Origin of the sequence: Halanaeroarchaeum sp. HSR-CO, assembly GCF_024972755.1 — an archaeon.
Classification (GTDB): domain Archaea; phylum Halobacteriota; class Halobacteria; order Halobacteriales; family Halobacteriaceae; genus Halanaeroarchaeum.
Window position 1 is genome coordinate 2,182,218 of sequence record NZ_CP087724.1, and the last position, 26,447, is coordinate 2,208,664.

The following is a 26,447-nucleotide window of genomic DNA, read 5'->3' on the forward strand; positions in this document are numbered from 1 at the left end:
CGTGGGTTGGTCAGAGACATGGCAGACGCCGGTGACCGTTTTTGCCGATCCCGAAGCCGAATCGCGCACCGATAGTCTCGCGGAGCTGCCGCCGAGTGCAAAATTGGTCTTCAAGGTTCTCGAGTACGAGGCGCCACTCACACAGTCACAACTCAGAGAGCGGACGAGACTGACCAAACGTACCACGCGGCACGCACTCTCGATTCTCACGGCGGCGGGGGTCGTCATCGAGGAGGTGTACCTTCCCGATGCGAGGATGCGACAGTACCGCCCTGTCGAAGGGGTCGAACGGGTCGAGGACGAGGTGTCCGTCGGTTAGTCGTCGAGCGCCTGCCAGGAGAGTCGGGGATTGCGGGCCGCCGACGTCTGGTCGATGCGCCGAGCAGTCGTTCGGTTCGGTGCCGCCTCGAGGGTCGCATCGTCGTCCCCAGCCGCTGCGTCGAAGGCGTCGGCTAGTTGATCGAGCGTGCGCTTGCTCTCGCTCTCCGTCGGTTCGGTCATGAGGGCCTCCTCGACGATCTCGGGCCACTTCGTCGTCGGCGGATGGACCCCGTAATCGAGCATCCGTTTCGCGAGGTCGGCGGCATCCCTCTCACCGGCGCTCGCGACGAACTCGTGGTGGAAGGGCTCGTACGGCACTTCGAGGTCGATCTGGGAAGCGAGGTAGTTGGCGTTCAACACGGCCTTCGCGCTCGTATCGAGGAGCCCCTCCTCGCCGAGTCGGGCGATATACGCGTATGCCTTGACGAGCACGAGCCAGTTGCCTGCGAAGCCGTGGACCTTGCCGATGGACTGCTCGGGCGTGTACAGTTCGAACCCCCCGTTGGACTCGCGGACGTGGGGGTCCGGCAGGAACTCGGCGAGGTCGTCGACGACCCCGACGGGTCCCGCACCAGGGCCACCGCCCCCGTGTGGGGTCGCGAACGTCTTGTGGACGTTGTAGTGCATGATGTCGAAGCCCATGTCACCCGGTCGGACGCGTCCGAGGAGTGCGTTGAGGTTCGCGCCGTCGTAGTACAACAGCGCGCCGGCGTCGTGGACGATGTCCGCGATGGCCTCGATGTCTCGCTCGAAGAGCCCCAGCGTGTTCGGGTTCGTGAGCATGAAGGCGGCCGTCTCGTCGCCGACGGCGGCCGCCAGCGCGTCCAGGTCGACCCGCCCGTCCTCGCTCGGTATCTCGACGACGTCGTACCCGGCCATCGCCGCGCTAGCGGGGTTCGTACCGTGAGCGGAGTCCGGGACGACCACTTCCGTTCGACCGTCGTCCCCGTTCGCCTCGTGGTAGGCGGCGGCGATGCGGATGCCGGTGAACTCGCCGGCAGCCCCGGCAGGCGGCTGGAGCGTCACCGCGTCGACGCCACCGATCCGGGCGAGGTAGTCCTGCAGGCGATACATGAGTGCCAGCGTCCCCTGGGTGCTCTCCGGCGACCGGTCCGGGTGAACGAGGGCACCATCGACTGCGGCCACGTCCTCCGTGACCGGCGGGTTGTACTTCATCGTACAGGAGCCCAGTGGGTAGGGGCCACTCTCGACGCCGTAGTTCTGCTGTGAGAGTCGGACGTAGTGTCTGGAGAGTTCGGGTTCGGAGACGTCCGGGAGGGACAGCGAGTCACGGGTGAGGTCGTCTGGAAGTGCCGAGTCGTCGATCTCGACGGTCTTCTCGCCCTTTTCCGAGAGCAGCGATTCGTAGACCTCGCCTCCAGCCTCGCTCCATCGTGCCTGATCGTAGTGATGTGTCATCGGGCCACCTCCTGGAACGCGGTGACGAGGTCGTCGACCGACCCCGCGTTCGTCTCGGTCACGCACACCTGTACCTCGTGTTCGCCGATCTCGTGAACGGCGAATCCCTTTGCGTCGAGGTCCTCGACGATGGCGTGTGCCGGCTGGTCAGTGTGGGCGACGAATTCGCGGAAGTGATACCGGTCGTCGACCGGTGCGCGAACCCCAGTGATGCCGTTTAACGCCCCGGCCACCTCGTCGGCGAGGGTGACCATGCGTTCGGCTTTCTCGAGCAGCCCGTCCGGGCCGAGATAGGCGACGTGCATCGCGGTCCGAAGGGCCACCCAGGCCTGGTTCGTACAGATGTTACTGGTGGCTCGTTCGCGTCGGATGTGCTGTTCGCGTGTCTGGAGTGTGAGCGTGTACGCCCGCTTGCCGGCGGCGTCCTCGCTCGCTCCGACGAGGCGCCCCGGCACCTGTCGGAGGAAGTCCTCGCGGGTCGCGAACAGGCCCAGGCCCATCCCGTAGCTCGTCGGCATCCCGAGCACCGACGCGTCCCCGACCACGACGTCGGCACCGACGTCGGCCGGTCGTTCGAGCAAGGAGAGGGCCACAGGGTCGCTCCCGACGACGAAGAGCGCGTCGTTGTCGTGGGCGATGTCGCCGATAGCGTCGAGATCGGGTTCGATCGTTCCCCGCGTCGTCGGATTCTCGGCGTAGACGACGAGCGTGTCGTCGTCGGCAGCGGCTTCGAGTGCGGACAGGTCGACGGTTCCCTGCTCGGTCGTGACGCGCTGGACGTCGAGGTCGGCGCCGGCGCCGTAGTTCTCGAGGACGCTCACGCGTTCCTCGCGGACGTACCCGGGAACGAGGACGGTCGAACCCGACGTCTCTCGCACGCGTGCGGCGAGCAGCGCTGCCTCACCGAGTGCCGTCGCGGCGTCGTACATCGACGCGTTCGCGATGGGGAGGCCGGTCAATTCCACCAGCATCGACTGGTACTCAAACAGTGCCTGCAGGAATCCCTGGGCGACCTCGGGTTGATACTGTGTGTACGAGGTCAGGAACTCCGACCGCCCGGAGATGCGGTCGACGACGCTCGGGACGTAGTGGTCGTAGTGGCCGCGGCCCAGGAACTCGGTCAGGTCGTCGTTCCGGGAGAGAAGACCCGCGACCTCGGTCTTCGTCTCGGCTTCGGTCCGTGATTCGATCCCCAGGTCGCCGTCGAAACGAACGGCTTCGGGAACGTCGAACAGGTCCTCGACGTCCTCGACACCGACCGCGTCGAGCATCGCCGTGGTCTCCTCGGCCGTGTGGGGGACGTATGGGCTTCCGCCAGTCATTCGATCTGGGACGCGTACTCCGATCCGGAGAGGAGGTCGTCGAGTTCTCCCTCGTCCGCCAGTTCCACCTCGAGAAGCCAGCCATCGCCGTAGGGGTCGTCGTTGACGAGTTCGGGTTCGTCGAAGACGCGCTCGTTTACGGCCGTGACCTCGCCGGAGACCGGTGCGTACACGTCCGAGACGGCCTTGATGCTCTCGACGACGCCGAAGTCCTCGCCGGCCTCGATGGCCTCGCCCACGTCGGGGACCTCGACGAAGACGATGTCGCCCAGTTCGTCCTGGGCGAAATCGCTAATGCCGATTCGGCCGGTTTCGGGGTCGATCCACTCGTGCGATTCTCGGTAGTTCAGGGTGTCAGGTACGTCGAAGCTCATTAGTATCCCTCCAGGAACGGGGGTGTCGTGATCGTCGCCTGTTTTGTGTCACCGCGGACGACGACGCGGATCCGTTCGCCGTCCTCGGCGTACGCCGTCTCGACGTAGCCGAGGCCGATCGGTTCGCCCAGGGTCGGGCTCATCGTCCCACTCGTCACCACGCCGATGGACTCGCCGTCTTCGTTTGCCAGTTCGTAGCCGTGCCGGGGGACCCCGCGTTCGTTCAGCGTGAAGCCGACGAATTTCTCGTCGACGCCCTCCTCGGCCTGCTGCTCGAGGGCATCCCGCCCGACGAACTCGGTGTCGAGTTTGACCGTGAAGCCCACCCTGGCCTCGTAGGGCGTCCGGGGTTGGTCGGTCGGATCGAAGTCCTGTCCGGACAGGAGAAACCCCATCTCCATTCGGAGCGTGTCGCGGGCACCCAGCCCGCAGGCCTGGCAGTCGAAGGCGTCCCAGACGGCCTCGGCGTCGTCGGCCGGGAAGATCAGTTCGAATCCGCCCTCGCCGGTGTATCCGGTTCGCGCGATCCAGGTCGAGGCTCCGGCGATGGTTCCATAGGTAGCCTCGAACCGCCCGAGGTCGAGGACGTCGGCATCGGTCGCCTCGGCGACCATCGCGGTGGCGTCTGGCCCTTGCACGGCGACCATCCCGTAGTCGTCGGTCACGTTGACCACGTCGGCAGTGAGCCCCCACTGTTCGGCGTGGCTCGTCCACCGTTCGTGCATCTGTGCGTCGTGGCCCGCATTCGGGACGAACAGGAAGGTCGCGTCACTGCCGGGGGCGTCGGCCGACGGTGCCGTCTCCGGCATCCTGTAGACGACCGTATCGTCGAGGATGACCCCCCGTTCGTCCGTGATCATCGAGTACTGGGCGTCGCCCGGACCCAGTGCCGTCACGTCGTTGGTCGTGAGCCGTTGTGTCAGACGCTCGGCGTCGGGGCCGGAGACCGTTATCTCCCCCATGTGGGAGACGTCGAAGATGCCCGCGGCGGTCCGCACCGCCTCGTGTTCGGCCCGGATGGAGTCGAACTCCACCGGCATCTCCCAGCCTCCGAAGTCGGTAAACGACGCGTCGAGCGCCTCGTGTCGGTCGTGCAACGGCGGCGTCCGCAGGGCCATACCAGAACCGTCGAACGCGCGGAAGAAATGCTTTCGTATCCCGGTCAGGCCGGTGTGTGGTCACACACCAGGCCGTCGGCATGGTCACCCACGGCAACTCGTTCACGTGGAGACGAGCCGGACGATTCGGTCGTCCGTATCGACCGGGTCGCCCCGTCCGTCTCGGTTGCTCGTCGATACGTAGATCCCGTCGTCGGGACCCACGCCGACGGCCCGGAGTCGCCCGAACTCGTTCTCGAGATATCGCTCGTGCTCGACGACGGTCCGACCGCCTTCGTCGAAACGGACCCTGTGGAGACTTCGGCGCCCGCTACCGGGGCTGAACCCGAGCGTGGCGAACAGGAGGTCGCCTCGCCACTCGGAAATGCGGTCGCCGTCGTAGAACGCCCCACCCGAGGGAGCCCACGTTCCCGCCCCGCTCGTGAGGACGGGCGGTTCGAATCCGGACTCGCTGCTGTCACCCCGCACCACTGGCCACCCGTAGTTCGCTCCCGCGTCGATCTGGTTCACCTCGTCGCCGCCGCTCGGACCGTGTTCGATGGCGTACATTGCATCCGACTCGGGGTGCCAGGCGAGTCCCTCGGGATTGCGATGGCCAAGACTCCACACCGGACTCCCCGGAAACGGGTTGTCCGAGGGTATCGAGCCGTCCAGCCCCAAACGGAGGATCTTCCCGGCCAGAGATTCCCGATTCTGAGCGGTCTCCGGCGCGGACGCGTCCCCACTCGAGGCGTACAGGTACCCGTCGGGACCGATGGCGAGGCGACCGCCATCGTGGATCCGTGCTCCCGGGATACCGCCCAGGACGGTGTCGACTCGATTCGCAGTCTCGCCCTCGATTCGGTACCGCAGTATGCGATTTTGCAACTCGTCGTCCCGGTAGGTCTGGTAGACGTAACAGTCGGACGTATCGGGAAATTCGGGGTGAAGCGCGATACCGAGCAATCCGCCCTCGCCTCCGTCGGCAGTGTCCGAGACCGTTGCCAGCCTCGTGTACGCCCCCGACTCCAAATCCACACGGCCGATTCGACCCGGTCGTTCCGTGACGTAGAGACCGCCCTCACCGTCGAAATCGAAGTCCCAGGGGACGACGAGATTCGTCGCGACGATCTCGGTCGAGAGTTCGATTCCATCCGTCGTGGTTGCGGCCTCGGTGGTCTCGGTCGACGCTGCCGTCTCTCCTTCGGTCGTCGGCCCCTCACCCGTCGTACAGCCGGCGAGGAACCCCACTCCCGCTCCGATTGCGGCGAGGAAGGCCCGCCTGGACCGTGTGGTCATCCCCCATAGTTCGCTCCGCCGACATATCAACGTTCGTCCGGTGACCGGCGAACCGCCACCGCTAACACCGACCGCCACGGAGCCGACCCATGGGACTGCGGTCGCTATTCTCGAACACACCGACGGTCGCCCTCTTCGTTGACGGGCCGAACGTCCTCCGCGACGAGTTCGACGTCGACCTCGACGACGTCAGGGATGCTGCCGACGACGTGGGTCGGCTCGTCGCCACGCGCCTCTACCTGGACGCACACGCCCCATCGGGACTGATACAGGCCGCGGAGGCCCGCGGGTACGAGGTCACGATAACGAGCGGCGACGTCGACGTGAAACTCGCCGTCGACGCCGCCGAACTGCTGGTCGACGACCCGCCGGGGGTCTTCGTCATCGCCTCCCGGGACACCGACTTCAAACCGGTCGTGGAGTTGGCAAACCGCCGCGGCGTCCGCACGCTCGCCCTGGCTCCAGGCGAACACGGCCGGTCGGACGCCCTCGGAAACGCCGCCCAGGACGCCCTGACCCTGGACGAGTAGCCTTTTGCCCTCGCCGTGCCGAGGACCGGTATGCGCGAGTTCGAGACGCCAGTCCTCGACGATCACCTCCACCTCGACCCCCGTCACGGGCGCGGCATCGAGGCCGTGAAGGACTTCGCCCGGAGCGGCGGCACGCACCTGCTCGTGGTCAACAAACCCTCCTGGCTGCTGGGCGTCGAACCGGAGACCGGCGAGGACTTCCGGGCGGTCTACGAGGAGACCGAGAGCGTGGTCGAGGACGCGTCTACTGCACTTCGGGGCCGAGCCTGGCCGGTGCTCGGGGTCCACCCGGCGCTCATCTCCAAACTGGTCGACGACCGTGGCTTCGACCCGGAAGGTGCCGCCGACCTGATGAAAGCCGGGCTGGAGACGGCCGCCACGTACGCAGCGGACGGCCCCGCGGTGGCACTCAAATCCGGCCGCCCCCACTACGAGGTCAGCGATGCCGTCTGGGAGGCCTCGAACGACGTCCTCCGACGTGCCCTGGAACTCGCGGCCGAGACCGGGGTCGCCGTCCAGTTGCACACCGAGCAGACGACCGACCTGACCGAGGTCGCCGAATGGGCAGAAGACGCGGGCCTCACCCCCGAGCGCGTGGTGAAACATTACGCCAGTGGCGAACTCGAGGGCGTCACGAAGAGCGTGATGGCCGAGAAAGGCTACCTCGAGACCGCGATCGAGGCCGATGAACCGTTCCTCATGGAGACGGACTTCGTCGACGACCCCGACCGACCCGGCGCCGTCATGGGTCCCAAGACGGTCCCCCGGCGGGTCGACTGGCTGCTCGAGGCCGGCCACGAGGAGGCGGTCCACACCGCCCACGTCGAGACCCCAGAGACGGTCTACGGCATCGATACCGTCGACACGCTCGACGAGTAGGGAGCACGGACCGCACTCACCGGGGCACGCCGACCGGATAGACGGCCATCGGGTACTCGTCGTCCGCGACACCGGCGATATCGCCGACCGCTTCGTCGTCGAAGGCACCGACGTTCACCGTCCCGTACCCGAGCGCCTCCGCCGCGAGGTAGACGTTCTGTCCTGCGTGGCCGACCTCGATCGGAACGTACCGCTCGCGTCCTCTGTCCCCGTACTGCCGAGCCGTCCGCTCGGGTCTCGCTGTCAGGACCAGATCCACCGGCGCGTCGCCGACCCAGGACTGATCCAGACAGGCCTCCTGCAGGTCGGCCTGGAGGTCACCCGCCCGTGTCTGCCGAAGGCCGTGTTCGGCGGGGTCGTAGCGATAGACGCCGGCGTCGACCCTCGAAACGGCATCCTCACCAACCACGACGACCAGCGAGAGGGGGTACGTGGCGCCAGCGCTCGGTGCGGTACGGAATCCCTCCGCCTCGTCGGAGACACCCTGTGCCGCCCAGCAGAGCACTCCGAGGTCGTCGAGCGAGAGCGATTCCCCGGCGAGGGACCGCCGAGACCGCCGATCCGCCATCACCCCCAACACCGAGGTGTCCGCATCCAGCACGGGTGGTGGGAGCTCGACCGCGTTCGTTCGTTCCATAGAGGAAATTGGCCCCGGTCCACGAAAAAGCCACCTTCGGTGGGGAGACAGCCCCTCGCTTCCGTTCGAGGCGGATTGGTCGAAGGAAAGCCCTTTGTCTCGGGCCGCCCGCATATCCGATATGAGTACGCCCGAGGAAGAGTTCTACTCCGAAGAACGCTGGGAGAACTGGCTGGACCGCCTCCGCGACGAGGAGATCGACCCCGAGGAGGAGGACTCCGCCCGCCTCCTGTTGAACCTCCAGGACGACGTCGCCATCGCCGTCGCGAAGATCCTGACCGCCTACGACGACGGCGACATCGACCAGGAGACGGCACTCGAGGAGCTGGCCGACATCCGCGAGGTCGTCCTCGCCGAACCCGAGATCGAGAACGAGGACACGCTCATCCTCGTCGACGGCGTCCAGACGAGTCTCGTCTGTGTCTTCTTCAGTGCCGAGCAGTACCTCGCCGAGGGCGTCGCGACCGATGGCAGCATCGACGAGTACGTCGAGGCCGCCGCCGCGTCGGAGGCCGACGAGGACCTCGACCGGGCACTCGGGCTCGCGGCCGCCGCCGGCACCCGCATCATCGACGGCGACGAACTCGACATCTCGGTCACCGAGGAGTTCGAGTACGGCCTCGTCACGGAGTGGGTCAACGGGCTGGACAGCCTGCAGACGGCCCTGGCGGATCCCGAAGTCATCGACGAAGAGGAGTAGATTACTCAGGGGTTACGAAGTACAGATTCGAGGTCCCATCGTCGAAGTAGATCTTGACGACGAAGAAATCGTTCTCCATCTGGGGGTTTCCACCGTCATCGAAGTCGAAGTCGAACCTGATGGTCTCCGGCGACCCCGGGGTCAGTTCAACGGTACTGTCGAAATTTTCCCTCGGTCCTTTGACCTGCACAGTGGTCAACTCGGTATTGGCCCCCGCTGGATCGTCATACAGCGTTGCGGATGTCGGCGTTGACTTGCCTGTATTGCTTTGAAGGTAGAAATTGAGTCGGGCGCCGACTATACTCACCGGTTCCTCTCCTTCATTCTCGAACCTCACGTCGGCATTCGTATTCCCCTCTACCGTGCTGTCGAGGAGGAGGACCTCCTCGGCGCCAACAGGATTGATCTCATCGCCTTCCCCTTCGGCCGACCTGTCTCCGCCCGGAGGAGCTTCGTTCGAGCCGATGGCGCTGCATCGAACGTCGTACTCTCCGTCGAGTGACACAGTGAGCACGCCGTCGCTGACAGTCACGTCGGCCGCCGGGTCGTCGACCTGGTCGGCGAGCAATTCCCGCCACCGCTCCTGGGATAACTGGGTTGGAACTGTCACCGTCGGGTTCTCGACTCCCGTCGTTTCTCGTAATTGCCCTGCGCGGGGGTTGTAATCCGTCGATCCGATTCCATTGGTGGAGTAATTGCCCTGCAAAGCCACAAGGTTGACCGTATCTCCCCTAATTAGGGACTGCTCGCTGATCAGTACCTCCCGGCCAGGCTCGTAATCGGCATACAGCACGGTATTGTCGTAGATTAACGTTGGCGTCGGCTGATAGTAGTTGTAGTCAGCCGCGTAGGTAAGCGGTTTCGTCTGATCGGAGGATGGACACACGTCAAGTGCACCCTCCCCAGGTTCGCTGACCGCTATCGTACCGGATTCACCAGTCCGTAAGGTCCCACCCACCGGTGCTGGATCGATACCGAACGTGTGTCGAGGGTAGGTCATCCCTAGCCGCACCGAGACCGGCGAGGCTTCACCGTCCTGATACGCTTCGATGATCGCGTTCCGGACATCGAGCATGTCCTCTTCGGCCTCGAGGCTGTGATCGAATTCGGCAGCCCGGTTGTCGTTCGGGACGACCGTCGACTGGTAACCAGCGAGCAGGATGACGAGCACGGCAAAGAGCAACACCGCGCCCACCTGCACGGACTGGGCTCGGTCGTCGTCCCGAAATACCATACCCGAACATGGGGTCGGGACGCGGTATAACTGTGGTGGAGGCCGGGGACCACCGTGGTAGCTACAGCCTTATACTTCGTCCGGGCATAGGAGAAAGCGTGACACGGGACCGTGGACAGTCGGAGACGCTCGGCGCGATCCTCCTGGTGGCGATCACCGTGATCGCCATCTCGACGGTCGCCGGCGCACTGTTCACGGCGAATACGCCCAGCGAGCACCCGAACGCCCGCATCGAGGCGACTGCGGACGGGACGAACCTCTCCGTCGAACACCGGGCCGGGCAACCGATCCACGAGGACGACTTCGAAATCGTGTTGCAGGACACGGGGACGACGATGGCTGGAACGGACGGTGAACCGGACGAGGCCCTGAGCGACGCGGATGCGTATTTCGAACCGGGAGAGGTCTGGATCTTCGAGGCGGGGTATACGATAGCCGATGGGGAGGACGTTCTGCTGATCTACACGGGCGAGGACCGGGTGCTTCTCGACGAGACGGGGGTGGGTTTCCAGGTGACTGTGACCACGGCAGACAGCACCACGACGACCACGGAAGGAACGAGTGAGCCAACGTCGACCGCGACGCCAACCACCACAACAGCGACTACTACGACCACGACGCCCACAACCACCACAACGACCACCACTGCCCCAAATGACCCACCGAATGCAAATGCGGGAGGACCATACACTGTCGAGAAGAAAGGGGAGATATCCCTCGATGGGGCCGGTAGTGAAGATCCAGATGGTTCAATCGAAACCTATGCCTGGGAAATAGTTACCGAGGGTGGCAACGTTGGATCGCTTTCGGGAGCGGATACGGCGACACCGACGTATTCCGCCCCGAATGGCAACGTTCCAGATGGGGTGACGGTGCGGTTGATCGTGACTGATAACGATGGAGCAACCGACACGGAAACGGAATCAATTACGGTCCAGGTAGGGCGGGGGTAAGAGTAGGCCAGTTTCGACGACCGACGAACTCGCCATAGACAAATACATATGACCTCCGTCGGTATTCGCCAGTATACATGACAAAGGTTGGCATCGACGCCATCGAGGTCTGGTCCGGAAAACTCCGATTCGACCTGCCGGAGGAGTTCGCCCCCGTGAAGGGCGAGGACCCGGCGAAGTACACCAAGGGACTCGGCCTCTTCGCGTCCTCCTTCCCCGACGCCTACGAGGACATCGTCACGATGGGCGCCAACGCGGCCTATCGACTCATGGACCGCAAGGACATCGCCCCCGAGGAGGTCGGTCGCATCGACGTCGCGACCGAGAGTTCCTTCGATAAGTCCAAACCCATCTCGACGTACGTCGCCGGCGCGCTCGAACAGGTCTTCGACGGCAACTTCACCCACGCCAATAAGGGCGAGCGGAAGTTCGCCTGTCTCTCGGGGACCCAAGCCCTCGACGACGCGCTCAACTGGATCCTGGCCGGGCGGAACCGCGGGCGCGGCGGCCTCGTCATCACGACGGACACCGCACTCTACGAGCGTGGAGACGCCGGCGAGGCGACCCAGGGCGCTGGCGCGGTCGCGATGTACGTGACCGAGGATCCGGACCTGCTGGAGTTGAGTTCCACGCAGGGTATCGGGTCGCTGGACGAGACGGACTTCCTCAAACCGAACCAGCAGTTCCCGAGCGTCGACGGCAAGCGCTCGATGCAGGTGTACCTCGCACGCATGCGCGAGGCACTGGAGGACTTCGAGAGCGTGGCCGGTCGCACCCACCCCGACGACTACCGCTTTATCCCGTTCCACACGCCGTTCCCGGGGATGGTCCGGAAGGCCGCCCGGCTCGGCTTCCGGCACATGATCCGCGATACGGAGATCGAGGAGGAACTCGCCGACGAGATCGGTCGCCAGCCCAGAGAGGAGGACTACGACGACCGGGACGCCTACGAGGAGGACATCCTGTCGTACATGGAAGAGCTCACGGAGACCGAGGCCTACCAGGAGTGGTACGACCGGGTCATCGATCCCACCCTCTACATCTCGGAGAACGTCGGCAACTGGTACACGAGTTCCGTGCACATCGCCCGGGTCAGCGCGCTCATGCACGCCCTCGAGGCGGACATCGACCTCGCCGGCGAGAAGTTCCTGGTGGGCTCCTACGGCAGCGGCGCGCAGGCCGAGATCCACGAAGAGACCATCCTCCCCGGCTGGAAAGACGAGATCCGGCAGAACAACGTCGACGAGCAACTCGAGGCGCGTCACGACATCGACTTCGGCGAGTACGAACTGGTCCACGACCAGCACAACCTCAAGAAGGAGAGCGAACTCGAGCCGTTCACCACTCCCGAGGGCGAGTTCGTCTTCGACGGCTGGGGCCCGATGAACGAGCGCAAGTACACCTACGTCGAGTGATCGGCCAGCCGTAAGGGTGGGTGACTTTCCCGCCCGCCTCGCCCCAGCCCCCCGATTCTTGTCGGACTACTGCAACGCTTATTCTGTCGACGACCGTAGAAGGGGCATGGACTGGCGCAGGCTCATCGCCGCAGTCGGCCTCGGCCTCGTGGTCTTTCTCGTCGTCGGTGTCGTGACGACGCAGCTGTTGCTCGACGTCGTCTGGCCCTCGCTGTTCGTCGGCATCCCGGTCGGTGCGGCCGCCGGGCTGGTTGCCGGTGTCATCGCCTGGTACCGCCTTGGGCCATAGCGGCCGACTACGGCAGTTCGCGTAATCGGTCGAGCATCACGTCGAGGTCCTGGTCGGTGACCGCGAGCGAGAAGCCGTCGCGCTGGGCGAGCGCCGGGGCGTGTTCCCAGAGGTCGCCCGGCTCGATGCCGTGGAGCAACACCGCATTCGGCTTGGGATTGACGACCCGGAGAGCGACGAGTGGCGATTCGCCCCGCGTGACACTCGTGAAACCGAGGACCCGATTGGTCGACTGCCCGTAGAGCCGGTAGAACTCGTCCGAGGAGAGCCGCGAGATGGCCTGGATGCTGTCGACGATGGTGTGGCCGCTCACCCGGTCCCGATCCCCGGTGACGACCTCGGTGGCGTCGATGGCCTCGTAGACGGTCGACAGCGCGACCGTCGTGGGGTACTCCCGGAGGTCGAGGACCACGTCGCTCTCGAAGCCCGCCGAGAGGACCCGCGCGTACTGCCGGATGTGGTCGCCCCCTCGGCGTTCGTCGATATCGAGGAGCGCGTAGACGATGCGACTGACGAGACCGATGCCGGGACTCTCCCGTCGGCCGCTCTCGTAGTCGGAGATGACGGACGAGGAGACGCCGAGTTCCTTCGCGAGGTCGGTCTGGGAGACGTCGAAGTCGGTCCGCCACTTCCGCAGGGTGGCTCCGGGGTCCTCGCTGAGGGTTATCTCCCCCGCGATCCGCTCCGCGAGTCCGGCACGCGGGTCCGTGTCCATACGCGCCGTTGGCGGTCCCGTCCAAAAAGGATACCGGAGCGATATCGACACGTGCCGAATTTCACTCTGGACGGCAACGAAGCACATACCCGACACGGACGGTCACGAGTCCCGGACCCAGAGCCAAACTGATTAGACGCTGTTAGCCGTCTGTCGACCATGGCCAGAGAGTATGAACCGTCCGATTCCGAGGACCTGTGGCGACTCAAGCAGGCGTTCGAGCGCGGACTCGGTGCGGGAACGGGTGGGTCGGAGAAGGCGACCCTCTACGAGGAGAAACTCGACGAGGAGTACCGGGCCACGTACCTCGAATGGGTCGGTCGGTGCATGACCGACGACCGACGGTCTATTCAGGTCGTCGAACGGGACGAGGAAATCGTCGGCTACGTGTTCGTCTTGCCCGAATCGCTCGCGTACATCTGGGACGCCGCGGTGCTGAACGAAATCTACGTCGAACCGGACCATCGTGGGACCGGCGTCGCCGACGAACTGATGGAGGCAGCACTCGCCTACGCCCGGGACCTCGACCTCCCGCTCGAGCGGATCGTCCTCGACGTCGACGGGAAAAACGATCGGGCACAGGCGTTCTACGAGCGCTGGGGGTTCGAACACTGGGGCGAGATGGTCGCCCGCGACCTCTGATCCGACGGCGTAGGGGTTAGAAGTGATTCTACCCACAATTTCCTAGAATATGGGAAGTGTAGATAATGTGGGGAAATTATATATCTACCCCCACACTACTTCCAGTATGACCGAGACGACTGTGGACGATCGGGGTCGACTGACACTTCCGAAGGAGATACGGCGCCGCTTCGGGGACCGATACTACGTCGTCGAACTTCACGACGGGATCAAATTGCTTCCACTCGAGGAGGACCCACTCGCCGCACTCAGGGACGAGTTCGATGACGTCGAGCGAAGCGCCGCTGAACTCCGGAGAGAAGGCCGGACCGTGGCACTCGACGAGGCGGGACGATAGATGTACGTGGAGACCGACTTCCTGCTCGCACTCTTCAAGGACGAAGATTGGCTCGGCCGAGCGGCTGAAACGGTCTATCGAGACCATCGTGACGAACTGTGGACGTCACAGTTCACCCTGATCGAACTGTTGCTCGTGGCGTACCGTGAGGAGAGAGACGCCGAACGCGTCGTCGCGAACGCGTCGAACCTCGTGGAGGTCCGTGGAGACGTGGACACGGTCGTCGCCGCGGCCACCTACGTCGAAGACCATGGGTTCACACCGTTCGACGCCCTCCACCTGATCGAGTCCGACGGCGATACGATCGTCTCCAGCGACGAAGCGTACGAGGAGTACGCCGAGCGTCTCGATCTGCAGTCCGTCGATCAGTCGTAGCGCTCCGCAACCACTAAACGCGGTTCACGATTAGAGAGACCCAATGGTTGACTGGACGGAGAAGTACCGTCCGACGTCGTTGTCCGAGGTGCGTGGGAACGACTCGGCCCGGGACGAGTTCGAGGAGTGGGCGCGAACGTGGGCAGAGCACCGCGAATCCGTCGTCCTCCACGGGAGCCCCGGCGTCGGGAAGACCTCCGCGGCCCACGCGCTCGCGGCCGACATGGACTGGGACGTCATCGAGTTGAACGCGAGCGACCAGCGGACCGCCGACGTCATCGAGCGGGTCGCTGGGGAAGCGGCCAAGAGCGGGACGCTCGCCGGTGGGACGACTGGGCGAAAACTCGTCGTCCTCGACGAGGCCGACAACCTCCACGGGAACGTCGATCGGGGCGGTGCCGGGGCCATCACGCGGCTCGTCAAGGAGTCGGACCAGCCCATCGTCCTCATCGCGAACGACTTCTACGACATGAGCCGCGGGTTGCGCAACGCCACCCGCGAGATCGAGTTCCGGGACGTTTCGAAGCGCTCGATCCTCCCGGTCCTGCGAGACATCTGTCGCCGCGAGGGGATCGAGTACGAGGACAGCGCCCTGGACGCGCTCGCGGCCAAGAACGCCGGCGACCTCCGCTCGGCTATCAACGACCTGCAGGCGCTCGCCGAGCAGACGGCGGTGCTGACCGAGGAGGACGTCGTGACCGGCAGCCGGGACACGACCGAGGGCATCTTCGACTTCCTCGATGCGGTCCTCAAGGAGGAGGACGCCGAGGGTGCCCTGAAGCTGTCATACGACGTGGACGAGACGCCCGACGACCTCATCCACTGGGTCGAGGACAACGTCCCGAAAGATTACGACGGGGCGGAACTCGCCCGAGCGTACCGGTACCTGACCACGGCGGATCGCTGGCTCGGGCGGGTCCGAGCCACCCAGGAGTACGCGTACTGGCGGTACGTCACCGACAACGTCGCCGCCGGCGTCGCAGCGGCCCGCGACGGCACGAAGGGCGGGTGGACGCGCTACGGTCCGCCCAGTTACTGGCGAAAGCTCGGGCGGTCACGGGGTGCTCGAGATACCCGGGATTACGTCGCACGCGCCATCGCGGAGACGAGCGGTGTGAGCATGAGCACCGCCCGTCGGGAGGTCGTCCCGTTCCTCGGGGTGATGACCCATCACTGCAAGAACCGCGAGTTGACCGTCGCGATGACGGCGGCCTACGACCTCGACGAGACCCACGTCTCCTTCGTGACCGGGAGCGGAGAGGACACGAACAAAGTCCAGTCGATCGTCGAGGACGCCGAGGCGTTGCGCGAGGAGGCCGCCGTCGAGCACTCCGGGTCGGCGTTCGAAGGCGCGACCGCCGCCGAAGGCGCCGATATCGACATCGAAGCGGATGGAGACGAGGTCGAAGCGGATACCGACACGGGGACAGAGACCGAAGAGGACGAAAAGGCGCAGTCGGGCCTCGACGACTTCTTCTGATAGCTTTTTGTCGGCACCCGTCGAGGGTCCGACTATGCGAGCAGCGATCCTCCGGGAGTACGACGAACCCCTGTCCATCGAGGCGGTCGACCGACCGGAACCCGACCCCGCCGGCGTGGTCGTCAGGACGGAAGCCTGTGGCATCTGTCGGAGCGACTGGCACGCGTAGAAGGGCCACGGCGAGTGGGCGGACGACCAGGTGCCGAGAGGCCAGATACTCGGCCACGAACCGGCCGGCGTGGTGACTGCAGTCGGCAAGCAGGTCGAGCAGTTCGACGAGGGCGACAGAGTCGCCGTCCCGTTCAGTCTGGGCGATGGCTCGTGTCGATACTGCCGAAACGGCCACGGGAACGTCTGCGAGGACGGCTACGCCCTCGGCTTCGAACCGGCGGCCCAGGGTGCCTTCGCCGAGTTTCTCCACGTCCCGGAAGCCGACTACAACCTCGAAGCACTGCCAGAGGAGGTCTCGTTCACCGTCGCTGCGGCACTCGGCTGTCGGTTCATGACCGCGTTCCACGCGTTCGCCCACCAGGTAGACGTCGACCCCGGCGACTGGGTCGCCGTCCACGGCTGTGGTGGACTCGGGCTGTCCGCCGTCCAGGTCGCGAACGCCCTCGGGGCGAACGTCATCGCGGTCGACGTCAGGGACGAACCGCTCGAGATGGCCAGGCGGTTCGGGGCCGTAGAGACCGTGGACGCGAGCGAGACCGATGCGGCGGCGATCGTTCGCGACCTGACGGACGGCGGCGTCCACGTCTCCATGGACGCCCTCGGCGCCGCCGAGACGGCGACGGCGTCGGTCCGGTCGGTCCGGCCCCGGGGAACACACGTCCAGGTCGGGCTGACAACCGACGAGGAGAAAGGCGAGATTTCGCTGCCGACGGACTACATGACTCGCCACGAGATATCCTTCGTTGGGTCACGGGGGATGCCACCCACCAGGTACGCCGAACTCTTTCGGTTTATCGCCGACGAGCGGGTCGACCCCGAGGCACTCGTGACGGCCACGGTGGCGCTCGAAGACGTGCCGGACCGCCTGGCAGCCATGGACGACTTCGACACGGTCGGCGTCGAGGTGGTCACCGAGTTCGGACGATCTTCCATGAACGATATCGACAGATAGCGGAATCTTCATTCGACAGTGGGTAGCTTTTTGCCAATTCACGCGGGAGGGTTGGGTATGGGACTCGACGAGGATTCACTGGAGTATCACGAACGAGAGCCGCCGGGAAAGATCGAGATTTCGACGACGAAACCGGCGAACACACAGCGAGATCTGAGCCTGGCGTACTCGCCGGGCGTCGCGGAGCCGTGCCGGCGTATCGCCGACAATCCGGACGACGCATACAAGTACACGGCCAAGGGGAATCTGGTGGGCGTCATCTCCAACGGCAGCGCCGTCCTCGGCCTCGGTGACATCGGCGCACAGGCCTCCAAACCGGTCATGGAGGGCAAGGGCGTCCTGTTCAAGCGGTTCGCTGACATCGACGTCTTCGACATCGAACTCGACTTCGAGGACGCCGACGACATGATCGAGGCCATCGACGCGATGGAGCCGACCTTCGGCGGCATCAACCTCGAGGACATCAAGGCGCCGGAGTGTTTCGAGATCGAAGAGCGACTCGGCGAGCGCATGGACATCCCGGTGTTCCACGACGACCAGCACGGGACGGCCATCATCAGCGGTGCCGCGTTGCTCAACGCCGTCGACATCGCCGACAAGAACATGGAGGACCTCGAGATCGTCTTCTCGGGGGCCGGTGCCTCGGCGATCGCCACGGCTCGATTCTACGTCTCGCTTGGCGTCGAGAAGGACAACATCACCATGTGTGACTCCTCGGGCATCATCACCGAGGAACGCGCCGAGGCGGGCGACGTCAACGAGTTCAAACAGGAGTTCGCCCAGGACGTCCCCGAGGGCGACCTCGCGGACGCCATGGAGGGGACCGACGTCTTCGTCGGCCTCTCCGTCGGCGGCATCGTCTCACAGGACATGGTCCGCTCGATGGCCGAGGACCCGATGGTCTTCGCCATGGCCAACCCGGACCCAGAGATCAGCTACGAGGACGCGAAGGCCGCCCGCGACGACACGGTCATCATGGCGACGGGACGCTCCGATTATCCCAACCAGGTCAACAACGTTCTCGGGTTCCCCTTCATCTTCCGTGGTGCCCTCGACGTGCGCGCGACGGACATCAACGAGGAGATGAAGATCGCGGCAGCCGAGGCCCTCGCGGAGCTCGCCCGCCAGGACGTCCCCGACGCGGTCGTCAAGGCCTACGGCGACCAGCCCCTGCAGTTCGGCCCGGATTACATCATCCCGAAGCCGGTCGACCCACGAGTCCTCTTCCAGGTAGCCCCCGCCATCGCGGAAGCGGCGATCGATTCCGGCGTCGCTCGCATCGACCTCGACCTCGATGAGTACGCCGAACGCCTCGAAGCGCGCCTGGGCAAGTCCCGCGAGATGATGCGTATCATGATCAACAAGGCGAAAAGCGACCCGAAGCGGGTCGCACTCGCCGAGGGCGACGACGAGAAGATGATTCGGGCCGCCTATCAGATGCAAGAAGAGGGCATCGCCGAACCCGTGCTCATCGGCGATGCTGCCACCATCGAACGGCGAATCGGAACCCTGGGTCTCGATTACGATCCCGAGATCGTCGACCCGACCGCCGGCGAACACCCGGAGTACGCCGAGCGGCTCCACCAACTGCGCAAGCGCAAAGGTGTGACCCTCAACGAGGCCGAGTCGCTTCTCGAAACGGACCCCAACTATCTGGGGAGTGTCATGGTCGAATCCGACGACGCCGACGCAATGCTGACGGGACTCACCCATCACTATCCGTCCGCACTACGGCCGCCGCTCGAAGTCATCGGTACGGCCCCGGACGCCGAATACGCCGCAGGCGTCTACATGCTGACCATCGACAACCAGGTCGTCTTCGTCGCCGACGCCACGGTCAACCAGGATCCCGGAACCGAGGAACTTACGGAGATAGCGCGTCACACCGCCGAACTCGCGCGAGACTTCAACGTCGATCCGCGGGTCGCCATGCTCTCGTACTCCAACTTCGGAAGCGTCGAGAACGAAGGCACGCGGAAGGTCAGCGAAGCGGCTCGCGACCTCCGCGAGGACGACGCCATCGACTTCCCCGTCGACGGTGAGATGCAGGCGGACACCGCCATCGTCGAGGACATCCTCACCGGTACCTACGACTTCGCCGACCTCGAGGAACCGGCGAACGTCCTCATCTTCCCGAACCTCGAGGCTGGCAACATCGGTTACAAGCTCCTCCAGCGGCTCGGCGGCGCGGAGGCCATCGGCCCGATGCTGGTCGGCATGGACAAACCGGTCCACGTCCTCCAGCGAGGCGACGAGGTCAAGGACATCGTGAACCTGGCGACGGTCGCCGTCGTCGACGCGCAAGAAGAGTAACGGCTCGGTTCACCGTTTATTCGGTCACTCCGGCGGCTTCGGTTTCTGTGAATTCGGCGGCGCCCAGCTCGGGGTCATTACCGGCGGCAGAATATATCATAATCGTTCATTATTAATACGGGGGGCTCGAGAGGCCGACCATGCACGCAGTACCCTGCCAGATCGCCGGCCGACGAAGCGACGATCGAACGACAAACGACAACACCACCGAGTCCACCAGTGAGTACCAATTCCCGATACGCTGAGACCACCCGTGTCGCGTCGCCGGATCTCGACCGATCGAGTCGATCCGAAGCGCCCCGGATGTTCTCTGCCACGAGCGAGCAGCGGCTCCCGAACACCATCGACGACGAGAACCAGGTCGGGTCGATTCAGTCCCCGGCGTGCCTGTCAGCACGAGACGGTGGGGGGACCTGACCGGTCAGTCGGTCACCCCGGGTCCCTGGGACCCGACAGCGGGCCGGTTCGCGGTTGACGTGGGCGTACTCGTCGGGTGCGTTCGCCAGCGGATGGGCCGGATTGTCCCGCCCGGCCACCGTCGCCGCTCTGACGGCGTCGAAGCCAACGATACGGGCCCTGATGCCCCGCCAGTGATGGTCGATCCCGGGCGGGTGCGAGAAGTCGGTGAGCGGTCTGAAGTCGGGGCCTCGGGCGGCGAGCACCGCGGCGTTCACGTTCGCCGCCAGGTCGTCGTGGTCGACCAGAACACCCACCGAGGCATCCGCCGGCGCCCGAGCGGCGAGTGTATCGAGGCCGAGGTGCAGTGCCCGATACTCCGCGACGTTGTTATCGGGGGGCTCGTCGGCCACGGCGAGGCGAGCGACGCGTTCGCCGTCCGCTGCTTCGATGATCACGCCCAGCCCGCCGCCGTCACGCGAAAAGGACCCGTCCGTCGCGACGTAGAAGTCGCGATGGTGCGTGTGTGGCGGATGAGCGATGTGCGGGGTGGGTGCATCATCGAAGCGATCCCGCAACGTGGGCCGGCCCATAGCGGCCATACTCGGGTTTATCGGCCACAATAGATAAATCGTGCGCCGATTGTGGGCCATTTGGGCACCGATCGGCGCTATTCGATCCGTCTGCCCGCCCATAACGCATAGGACGCCCCCGCGCGTTGGTCCGGTATGGACGCACGCGACGTGATGACCCATGATGTCGAGACCGTCCAGTCCGACGAAGAGGTGAGCGACGTCCTCACCAAACTCGCCCGCCGGACGTTCACCGGCTTCCCGGTCGTCGACGACGACGGACGTCTGGTCGGCATCGTGACACAGCGCGACCTCGTCGACATCTTCCAGCCGAGCGAGCGAACGCTCTGGATCCCCGTCGGCTTCCCGCCGTTCCTCGAACCGGTCGAATACGCCGTCGACATTTCCTGGAACGACCTGGACGTCAACCTCGACCTGTTACGGAACGCGAGCAAGCCGGTCAGCGAGGTGATGACCGAGGACGTGGTGACGGTGGCGCCGGACGATGACATCGAATCGGTGCTCGAAGTGCTCGCGGACCAGGAGCTCGATATCAACCGCGTCCCGGTCGTCGTCGACGGGTACGTGGAAGGCATCATCACCCGACAGGACGTCCTCCGGGCGCTCTACGAGGAACGACTGGATCGGTAGGCGGTTTTCGAAACCGTCAACGCGGGTCGGCTCACATATCGACCCGTGTCTTCGTATCGGAACGTCGGGCTGTTCGTGACGCTCGCGGCGGTGTGGGGGACTGCGTTCATGGCGATAAAGGCCGGACTCGACCCGTTCGGACCGGCACCGGTCCTCTTCGCGGCCGTTCGCTACGACATCGCCGGCGTCATCATGTTGGGCTACGCGTTCTTCGCCGTCGACCACTGGGTTCCGAGTGGCCGAGACGAGTGGCTCCTCGTCGGCGTCGGCGGGACGCTCATGATCGCCGCCTATCACGCCTTCCTCTTCGTGGGCGAACAGCACACGACGAGTGCCGCGGCGGCGATCGTCGTCAGTCTAAGTCCAGTCCTGACGACCGGGTTCGCGCGGGCCTTCCTCCCGGGAGAACGATTGAGCACGCTCGGTCTCCTGGGGTTGTTCCTCGGCCTGGTCGGTGTGTTCGTCCTCTCGAATCCCAGGCTGAGTACGCTCACCGAACCGAAGGTTCTCGGCGAATTCCTCGTGTTCCTGGCGGCCCTCTCGTTCGCGCTGGGCACCGTCCTCACGAAGGTCATCGATGCCCCGTTGCCCATCGAGACGATGGAGGCGTGGTCGATGGTGCTCGGTGCAGGACTGATGCACGTGGCGAGTCTGGCAATCGGCGAGAACGCGGGCGCCGTCGAGATCACCCCGACGGCCATCCTCGCTCTCGCCTATCTCTCCATCGCCGCGTCCGCTATCGGGTTCCTCATCTATTTCGACCTGCTGGCGCGACTCGGCCCTATCGAGATCAACCTCGTCTCGTACGTGGCTCCGGTGTTCGCCGCCCTCTCCGGCTGGGTGTTCCTGGGCGAGGTCATCACCGTGACCTCCGTGGTCGGGTTCGTCATCATCTTCATGGGCTTCTGGCTCCTGAAACGCGAGGAACTCGGTCGGGAGCTCTCCCGACTCCGCCGGATGTTCCACTCCTGACGCCGATACAGTTTTTGTCATTGTTCCTGTATTTACGGACATGGAGATCCGTCGTGCCGACGGGGGTGACGTGGAGGCCATCAGACGGGTCGCCGAGCGATCCTGGGACACCGATTACCCTCCGTTCCTGACCCGGGAGACCATCAGCGACGGTATCGAGGAGTGGTACAGTCACGATAGCATCCGGGCCGACCTGGCCAATCCCCGCTCGTCCATCTTCGTCGCCGAGCACGACGGAGAAGTCGTCGGGTTCGTTCAGACCCACCGGTCGGACCGGACGGGACACGTCCTCCGGCTCTACGTGGATCCCCACCACAGTCGATCGGGCGTCGGGACCGCGTTGTACGAAGCGGCGGTGGAGACGATGTCGGCAGGGGATATCGATGTTGTCCGAGCCATGGCACTCGCGGCCAACGAGCGGGGATGTGCGTTCTATCGGGCGCTGGGACTGGACCGCGTCGATACCGACACCACGACGATCAGTGGAGAACGGTACGAGGAAGCCATATTCGAACGAGCAGAGGATCAATAGATGTTCGAGAATCGACGCGCATTTCTGGGTGGTATCGCCGTCACGATCTTCGGAACCGCCGGGTGTACCGGCTCCCCGGGAGGCGGTGGGAACGAAGGCGTTGACGATGGACATACCGACAGCGGCGATAGCAATGACGGTGAGAGATTCCGCGTCACCAGCCCGGCGTTCGACGAAGGAAAGACGATCCCCGACCGGCACACCTGCTCCGGTGCGGACGTCTCGGCGCGACTCGTCTTCGAGGGGATTCCACTGGCGGCCCAGACGCTCGCCATCATCGTGGACGACCCCGACGCTCCGGGCGGAACGTTCACCCACTGGGTGATCTGGAACGTCGGCGCCGACCGGACCGAGATTCCAGAAGCCGTGGAACCGACCGAGATCGTCGGCGCACTCGACGATGCCTCACAGGGAAAGAACGATTTCGGCTCCATCGGTTATCGGGGCCCCTGCCCCCCGGAAGACGACGGTCCCCACACCTATCGGTTCCGGGCCTACGCCCTCGATTCACGACTGGATGTCGAAGCCGAAGCGGGCCGGGAGACGGTCGAACCTGCACTCGACGACGCTACAGTGACGACCGACGTCCTCACAGGCACGTTCGGACGATAGAAGGGGGGACCAGTCCGGGAGAGACTTACCGTTGCGGGCTGTATCGTTTTCCGACCACCAGCGAGAGGACGTGGACGGCGACGAGCGCGACGACCGCGACCTGTTCGGAGGAGGTCTCGAGACCGGTGAGTAACAGTGGGAGGTAGACGAAGGGCATGACGACCGCTGCCCAGAAGGCGATGGCCTCGATGGGGCGGAGAATCGTCTCGTACCCAGAGAGGGCACCGGACAGGGTACTGGCTAGTTGATCGGCGTTCAGGGCGGTTGGAGTGGAGGGCCGGGACATGGGATTCACCTCGTCGAGTAATCGATGGGGTGCAACGACGATATAATGGGCTGTCCGTTGGACCGAGTTCACGACCTTTCACGCGCGGAATACGCCACCTACGACGTTTCATCGACAGCGCTCGTGGCCGCTAACCATTTATCGAGGGCGCTGCATCCGTAACTCGGATATCGCCGCTCCCCGAGCCGATATCGATACCCTCATCGCCCGGGGACCGCGAGAATCAGCCACCACATGTACGAGGACATATTGGTGCCGACCGACGGTGGGGACGACGTCGACCGTGTCGTCGACCACGCGCTGGACATCGCCCGCCGCCGTGACGCACGGATCCACGCGCTCTACGTCGTCGACACCCGCTCGTTCATCACCCTCGGCGCGGAGACGGTCGACGAGGTGGTGGCCGAACTCACCGCCACGGGCGAGCAAGCGACCGCTGCGGTCGCGGACCGGGCCGCAGAAGCCGGCCTCGAGACCGTCGAAGAAGTCCGTCGTGGCAACCCGGCGGAGGTCATCCTGGATTACTGCTTCGAGACGGACGTCGACCTCGTGACGATGGGCAACCACGACGAACAGGACCAGCGCGCGATGCTGGGAAGCGTCGCCCAGCAGGTCGTCGCGAAGTCCGCCGTCCCGGTACTGACCGTCCAGGTCGGCGACTGAGCTGAATCGCGAACACCGACGATACCGGTTCGCAGCGTCGCCACAACTGTGAGGTTTTATCGGGGAGCCCCGGGACGGGGAGATATGGAGCGACGAACGGGCCTGCTCGGCGCACGAGCCGCCGTCCTCCTGACGACCACCGTCGGAACCCTCTCTATCCTGACCGGTGTCGCGAATATCGGCGCTGGCGAATCCATCGGCCCCCTCCTCCCGGTCGTCCCGGCCGGACTCAGCCAGGCCGCCAGCTTCACCGGGGCCATGACCGGCTTCGCGATCCTCCTGGGAGCGCTCGGTCTCAGACGACACCTCCGCGTCGCGTGGTACGGAACGCTGGTGCTCTTTCCGGTGACGGCCATCCAGGGGCTGGTCCAGTCGAGTCCGCTCTCGGTGCCGCTGATCGTCCTCTCGCTGGTGTCGTTGCCGACGGTCTACCGCAACCGGCGGACCTTCGACCAGTCGCTCGCCCTGTCGACGACGCAGACAGCGGCGGCGGTTGCCATATTCGGAACACAGCTCTACGGAAGCGTCGGGGCGTTCGCCCTCCGGGCACAGTTCGCCGACATCGAGACCGTCACCGACGCCATCTACTTCACCCTGATCACCTCCTCGACGGTCGGCTACGGTGACGTGACGCCAGCAACGGAGCTGGCGCGCTGGTTCACCATGACCGTCGTCGTCCTCGGAACCGCCAGTTTCGCGGCCGCACTGGGGGCCCTGCTCGGCCCGGCGATCGAACGCCGCCTCGCACGAACACTCGGACGCATGAGCGAACTACGATACGACCTGCTCGAGGACCACGTCATCGTCCTCGGCTATGGCGACCTGACAGAACCGATTCTCGAAGAACTCGACGGCGCGACCATCGTCGTCGTCACCCCGGACAGCGAGCGAGCGACGTCGTTGCGCGACCGCGGCTTCGACGTCCTCACCGCCGACCCGAGCGACGACGAGGTCCTCGAGCGGGTGGGCATCGAAACGGCGAAAGCCGTCGTCGCCGCTACCGACGACGACCCCGACGACGCCTTCGCCATCATGACCGCACGCGAGCTCAATCAGTCCGTCCGTATCGTCGCCGCGGCGACCGACCGCGACAACGTCACCAAGTTACGTCGCGCCGGGGCGAGCACCGTCATCAGCCCGCAGGTGATCGGTGCCCACCTTCTCGTCCGCTCTGCCCTCGGCACATCGGGCATCGAGGACGTCGCAGACAAACTCCTCGAATCCGACCGCCCAAGTGACGTGACGGGAGGGGCGTCCAAATGAGTGACTCCGTTGGAGACCCGACCGTCGTCGACCTCATCGACGACCTGGAAGCCATCCAAACGAACCTCGAGAGCGAGGCGACGCGCGAACAGGTCGATGAGGCCATCGCCACCGCCCGACGCATTGGGACACCGCCGGTCTTCGGTCGGGTGATCCGCGGGTTCGACCGCGCCGACCTGACCGAGGCCACTGTCGGCTCCCTGCTGCTCGGTATCCCGATGTTCGTCGAGGGCGGGACGAACGAAGCTGGGTCGTACATCGCAACCCGTCCCCTGGCGATGATCGTCACCATCGCGCTCGTGGTCGGACTGACCGTCGGTATCATCTACGTGGCCGACATCCAGGACGTCCGGGTCCACGAGCCCTTCTTCGGACTCGTTCCGCGTCGGTTGGTCGGTGTGCTCGGCGCCTCGCTGCTCACTGCGACGGCCATGATGACCGTCTGGGGCCGCGTCGACTGGGCCGAACCGTGGTTCGCGGTGAGCCAGATACTGGTCGCGATGGTGCCGATGTCCATCGGGGGCGCGCTCGGGGATATCCTGCCCGGGAGTTAAGTGGGCCACCCATTCGCTAACGGTTCGCTGGTCGTTCCTCTCCACTCACGTCATCGAGGCGCTCGCGTCGCTCGCGCCTCGCAGCCCCCATCGCTGGAAAAATGCCCGGGGAGGGGTTCGAACTACCGCGAGAACGAGTTCTCGCGTACTCCCGACTCACTCGCTCGCTTCGCTCGCTCCGTTCGTCGGGAACCTCCGGGTTCGACTGCTCCCGGGCATTCGAGGGACGAACGACTCACAGGTAGCTCGTCGTTCTGAATAGAATGCCCGGGGAGGGGTTCGAACCCTCGACCTCCGCATGTCCCAGGTTCGAGGCTCGGGCGCGCCTCGGAGACATGGGAGCCGCCGAACGGCGGCCGCACCGATTCTCTGAACCCTATGAGTGCGGCGCTATGACCAGCTAAGCCACCCGGGCTCATGTCGGCGTATGCCGCTGGCACCCTTTAATCTTCGTAATTCAGGCGGGCGATTAGGCGGTCTCACACACCGGAT

The 26,447-nt window shown here is 65.0% G+C and carries 29 protein-coding genes, 1 tRNA gene and 1 pseudogene; 20 read left to right on the forward strand and 11 right to left on the reverse strand.

The genetic code is table 11. The annotated features are described in order from the left end of the window. Position 1: 1 nt before the first annotated feature. Positions 2-319 (forward strand): MarR family transcriptional regulator, encoded by a 318-nt coding sequence (locus tag HSRCO_RS11390; protein ID WP_259517764.1) that lies wholly within the window; start codon positions 2-4, stop codon positions 317-319. Here the strand turns inward: HSRCO_RS11390 and gcvPB are convergent. The 5 genes from gcvPB to HSRCO_RS11415 all read right to left on the reverse strand — a co-directional run bounded on the left by gcvPB (position 316) and on the right by HSRCO_RS11415 (position 5,832). Beyond that, positions 316-1,740, reverse strand: coding sequence for an aminomethyl-transferring glycine dehydrogenase subunit GcvPB (gcvPB, locus tag HSRCO_RS11395; RefSeq protein ID WP_259517765.1), 1,425 nt, complete (start codon positions 1,738-1,740; stop codon positions 316-318). The two genes, HSRCO_RS11390 and gcvPB, sit on opposite strands and share 4 nt — an antisense overlap. After that, positions 1,737-3,062: an aminomethyl-transferring glycine dehydrogenase subunit GcvPA gene (gene gcvPA, locus HSRCO_RS11400; protein ID WP_259517766.1), complete on the reverse strand. Its 1,326-nt coding sequence runs from the start codon at positions 3,060-3,062 to the stop codon at positions 1,737-1,739. Before gcvPA ends, gcvPB begins: the two co-directional genes overlap by 4 nt. Next, positions 3,059-3,436, reverse strand: coding sequence for a glycine cleavage system protein GcvH (gene gcvH / locus HSRCO_RS11405; protein ID WP_259517767.1), 378 nt, complete (start codon positions 3,434-3,436; stop codon positions 3,059-3,061). Before gcvH ends, gcvPA begins: the two co-directional genes overlap by 4 nt. Continuing rightward, entirely contained in the window at positions 3,436-4,554 is a 1,119-nt protein-coding gene (gcvT, locus tag HSRCO_RS11410) for a glycine cleavage system aminomethyltransferase GcvT (protein WP_259517768.1), read from the reverse strand. Before gcvT ends, gcvH begins: the two co-directional genes overlap by 1 nt. 102 nt (positions 4,555-4,656) lie before the next feature. Beyond that, the gene (locus tag HSRCO_RS11415) at positions 4,657-5,832 is read right to left on the reverse strand and encodes a sorbosone dehydrogenase family protein (RefSeq protein ID WP_259517769.1); all 1,176 of its coding nucleotides are present in this window, start codon (positions 5,830-5,832) and stop codon (positions 4,657-4,659) included. An 89-nt stretch (positions 5,833-5,921) separates the two neighbouring features. Here HSRCO_RS11415 and HSRCO_RS11420 point away from each other — a divergent pair, with 89 nt between their 5' ends. Both HSRCO_RS11420 and HSRCO_RS11425 read left to right on the forward strand, forming a co-directional pair. Next, positions 5,922-6,362: an NYN domain-containing protein gene (locus HSRCO_RS11420; protein ID WP_259517770.1), complete on the forward strand. Its 441-nt coding sequence runs from the start codon at positions 5,922-5,924 to the stop codon at positions 6,360-6,362. 30 nt (positions 6,363-6,392) lie between these two features. Then, positions 6,393-7,241, forward strand: a complete 849-nt coding sequence (locus tag HSRCO_RS11425) for a TatD family hydrolase (RefSeq protein ID WP_259517771.1) — start codon at positions 6,393-6,395, stop codon at positions 7,239-7,241. Positions 7,242-7,257: 16 nt separating this feature from the next. Here HSRCO_RS11425 and HSRCO_RS11430 read toward each other — a convergent pair whose 3' ends face one another. Continuing rightward, on the reverse strand, positions 7,258-7,878 hold the full coding sequence (locus tag HSRCO_RS11430) for a SagB/ThcOx family dehydrogenase (protein ID WP_259517772.1): 621 nt from the start codon (positions 7,876-7,878) through the stop codon (positions 7,258-7,260). Positions 7,879-7,999: 121 nt separating this feature from the next. Between HSRCO_RS11430 and HSRCO_RS11435 the strand changes: the two genes are divergently transcribed. After that, a complete protein-coding gene (locus HSRCO_RS11435; protein WP_259517773.1) occupies positions 8,000-8,578 on the forward strand; it encodes a DUF2150 family protein in 579 nt (192 codons plus the stop codon). A gap of 1 nt (position 8,579) precedes the next feature. On the opposite strand, the gene HSRCO_RS11440 is transcribed toward HSRCO_RS11435, so the two are convergent. Next, a complete protein-coding gene (locus HSRCO_RS11440; RefSeq protein WP_259517774.1) occupies positions 8,580-9,812 on the reverse strand; it encodes a hypothetical protein in 1,233 nt (410 codons plus the stop codon). A 98-nt stretch (positions 9,813-9,910) separates the two neighbouring features. Here HSRCO_RS11440 and HSRCO_RS11445 point away from each other — a divergent pair, with 98 nt between their 5' ends. From HSRCO_RS11445 to HSRCO_RS11455, 3 genes are all read left to right on the forward strand, one after another. Further along, entirely contained in the window at positions 9,911-10,765 is an 855-nt protein-coding gene (locus HSRCO_RS11445) for a type IV pilin N-terminal domain-containing protein (protein ID WP_259517775.1), read from the forward strand. Between the two features lie 77 nt (positions 10,766-10,842). Continuing rightward, entirely contained in the window at positions 10,843-12,180 is a 1,338-nt protein-coding gene (hmgB, locus tag HSRCO_RS11450; protein ID WP_259517776.1) for a hydroxymethylglutaryl-CoA synthase, read from the forward strand. A 106-nt stretch (positions 12,181-12,286) separates the two neighbouring features. Beyond that, entirely contained in the window at positions 12,287-12,469 is a 183-nt protein-coding gene (locus HSRCO_RS11455) for a hypothetical protein (protein WP_259517777.1), read from the forward strand. 7 nt (positions 12,470-12,476) lie between these two features. Here HSRCO_RS11455 and HSRCO_RS11460 read toward each other — a convergent pair whose 3' ends face one another. Beyond that, positions 12,477-13,184 carry a helix-turn-helix domain-containing protein gene (locus tag HSRCO_RS11460; protein ID WP_259517778.1) on the reverse strand — a complete coding sequence of 236 codons (708 nt, stop codon included), beginning with the start codon at positions 13,182-13,184 and terminating at the stop codon, positions 12,477-12,479. A 159-nt stretch (positions 13,185-13,343) separates the two neighbouring features. On the opposite strand from HSRCO_RS11460, the gene HSRCO_RS11465 reads away from it, so the two are divergent. The 6 genes and pseudogenes from HSRCO_RS11465 to HSRCO_RS11490 all read left to right on the forward strand — a co-directional run bounded on the left by HSRCO_RS11465 (position 13,344) and on the right by HSRCO_RS11490 (position 19,454). Next, complete coding sequence (locus HSRCO_RS11465) at positions 13,344-13,826, forward strand: GNAT family N-acetyltransferase (protein WP_259517779.1); 483 nt, start codon at positions 13,344-13,346, stop codon at positions 13,824-13,826. 106 nt (positions 13,827-13,932) lie between these two features. Then, positions 13,933-14,163 carry an AbrB/MazE/SpoVT family DNA-binding domain-containing protein gene (locus tag HSRCO_RS11470; RefSeq protein ID WP_259517780.1) on the forward strand — a complete coding sequence of 77 codons (231 nt, stop codon included), beginning with the start codon at positions 13,933-13,935 and terminating at the stop codon, positions 14,161-14,163. Then, positions 14,164-14,538, forward strand: a complete 375-nt coding sequence (locus HSRCO_RS11475; protein ID WP_259517781.1) for a PIN domain-containing protein — start codon at positions 14,164-14,166, stop codon at positions 14,536-14,538. Between the two features lie 43 nt (positions 14,539-14,581). After that, on the forward strand, positions 14,582-16,018 hold the full coding sequence (locus HSRCO_RS11480) for a replication factor C large subunit (RefSeq protein WP_259517782.1): 1,437 nt from the start codon (positions 14,582-14,584) through the stop codon (positions 16,016-16,018). Between the two features lie 34 nt (positions 16,019-16,052). Beyond that, positions 16,053-17,141 (forward strand): annotated as a pseudogene (locus tag HSRCO_RS11485) (zinc-dependent alcohol dehydrogenase family protein). Positions 17,142-17,198: 57 nt separating this feature from the next. Beyond that, on the forward strand, positions 17,199-19,454 hold the full coding sequence (locus tag HSRCO_RS11490) for an NADP-dependent malic enzyme (RefSeq protein ID WP_259517783.1): 2,256 nt from the start codon (positions 17,199-17,201) through the stop codon (positions 19,452-19,454). 371 nt (positions 19,455-19,825) lie between these two features. Here the strand turns inward: HSRCO_RS11490 and HSRCO_RS11495 are convergent, their stop codons facing one another. After that, positions 19,826-20,452: a ribonuclease H gene (locus tag HSRCO_RS11495; protein WP_259517784.1), complete on the reverse strand. Its 627-nt coding sequence runs from the start codon at positions 20,450-20,452 to the stop codon at positions 19,826-19,828. Between the two features lie 126 nt (positions 20,453-20,578). Here HSRCO_RS11495 and HSRCO_RS11500 point away from each other — a divergent pair, with 126 nt between their 5' ends. Genes HSRCO_RS11500 through HSRCO_RS11515 form a run of 4 tightly spaced genes read left to right on the forward strand, consistent with a single transcriptional unit; the run spans position 20,579 to position 23,189 of the window. Then, positions 20,579-21,073 carry an HPP family protein gene (locus tag HSRCO_RS11500; RefSeq protein WP_259517785.1) on the forward strand — a complete coding sequence of 165 codons (495 nt, stop codon included), beginning with the start codon at positions 20,579-20,581 and terminating at the stop codon, positions 21,071-21,073. 45 nt (positions 21,074-21,118) lie between these two features. Further along, positions 21,119-22,045, forward strand: a complete 927-nt coding sequence (locus HSRCO_RS11505) for a DMT family transporter (protein WP_259517786.1) — start codon at positions 21,119-21,121, stop codon at positions 22,043-22,045. Between the two features lie 40 nt (positions 22,046-22,085). Beyond that, positions 22,086-22,577 (forward strand): GNAT family N-acetyltransferase, encoded by a 492-nt coding sequence (locus HSRCO_RS11510; protein WP_259517787.1) that lies wholly within the window; start codon positions 22,086-22,088, stop codon positions 22,575-22,577. Then, positions 22,578-23,189, forward strand: a complete 612-nt coding sequence (locus HSRCO_RS11515; protein WP_259517788.1) for a YbhB/YbcL family Raf kinase inhibitor-like protein — start codon at positions 22,578-22,580, stop codon at positions 23,187-23,189. 25 nt (positions 23,190-23,214) lie between these two features. Here the strand turns inward: HSRCO_RS11515 and HSRCO_RS11520 are convergent, their stop codons facing one another. Beyond that, complete coding sequence (locus tag HSRCO_RS11520; protein WP_259517789.1) at positions 23,215-23,475, reverse strand: hypothetical protein; 261 nt, start codon at positions 23,473-23,475, stop codon at positions 23,215-23,217. Between the two features lie 234 nt (positions 23,476-23,709). Between HSRCO_RS11520 and HSRCO_RS11525 the strand changes: the two genes are divergently transcribed. The 3 genes from HSRCO_RS11525 to HSRCO_RS11535 all read left to right on the forward strand — a co-directional run bounded on the left by HSRCO_RS11525 (position 23,710) and on the right by HSRCO_RS11535 (position 25,955). Further along, positions 23,710-24,138 carry a universal stress protein gene (locus HSRCO_RS11525; protein WP_259517790.1) on the forward strand — a complete coding sequence of 143 codons (429 nt, stop codon included), beginning with the start codon at positions 23,710-23,712 and terminating at the stop codon, positions 24,136-24,138. A gap of 84 nt (positions 24,139-24,222) precedes the next feature. Next, positions 24,223-25,401, forward strand: coding sequence for an NAD-binding protein (locus HSRCO_RS11530; protein WP_259517791.1), 1,179 nt, complete (start codon positions 24,223-24,225; stop codon positions 25,399-25,401). After that, on the forward strand, positions 25,398-25,955 hold the full coding sequence (locus HSRCO_RS11535) for a TIGR02587 family membrane protein (RefSeq protein WP_259517792.1): 558 nt from the start codon (positions 25,398-25,400) through the stop codon (positions 25,953-25,955). The genes HSRCO_RS11530 and HSRCO_RS11535 overlap by 4 nt, the downstream gene beginning before the upstream one ends. Before the next feature lie 264 nt (positions 25,956-26,219). On the opposite strand, the gene HSRCO_RS11540 is transcribed toward HSRCO_RS11535, so the two are convergent. Beyond that, positions 26,220-26,370: transfer RNA gene (locus HSRCO_RS11540), tRNA-Met, on the reverse strand. Between the last annotated feature and the right edge of the window lie 77 nt (positions 26,371-26,447).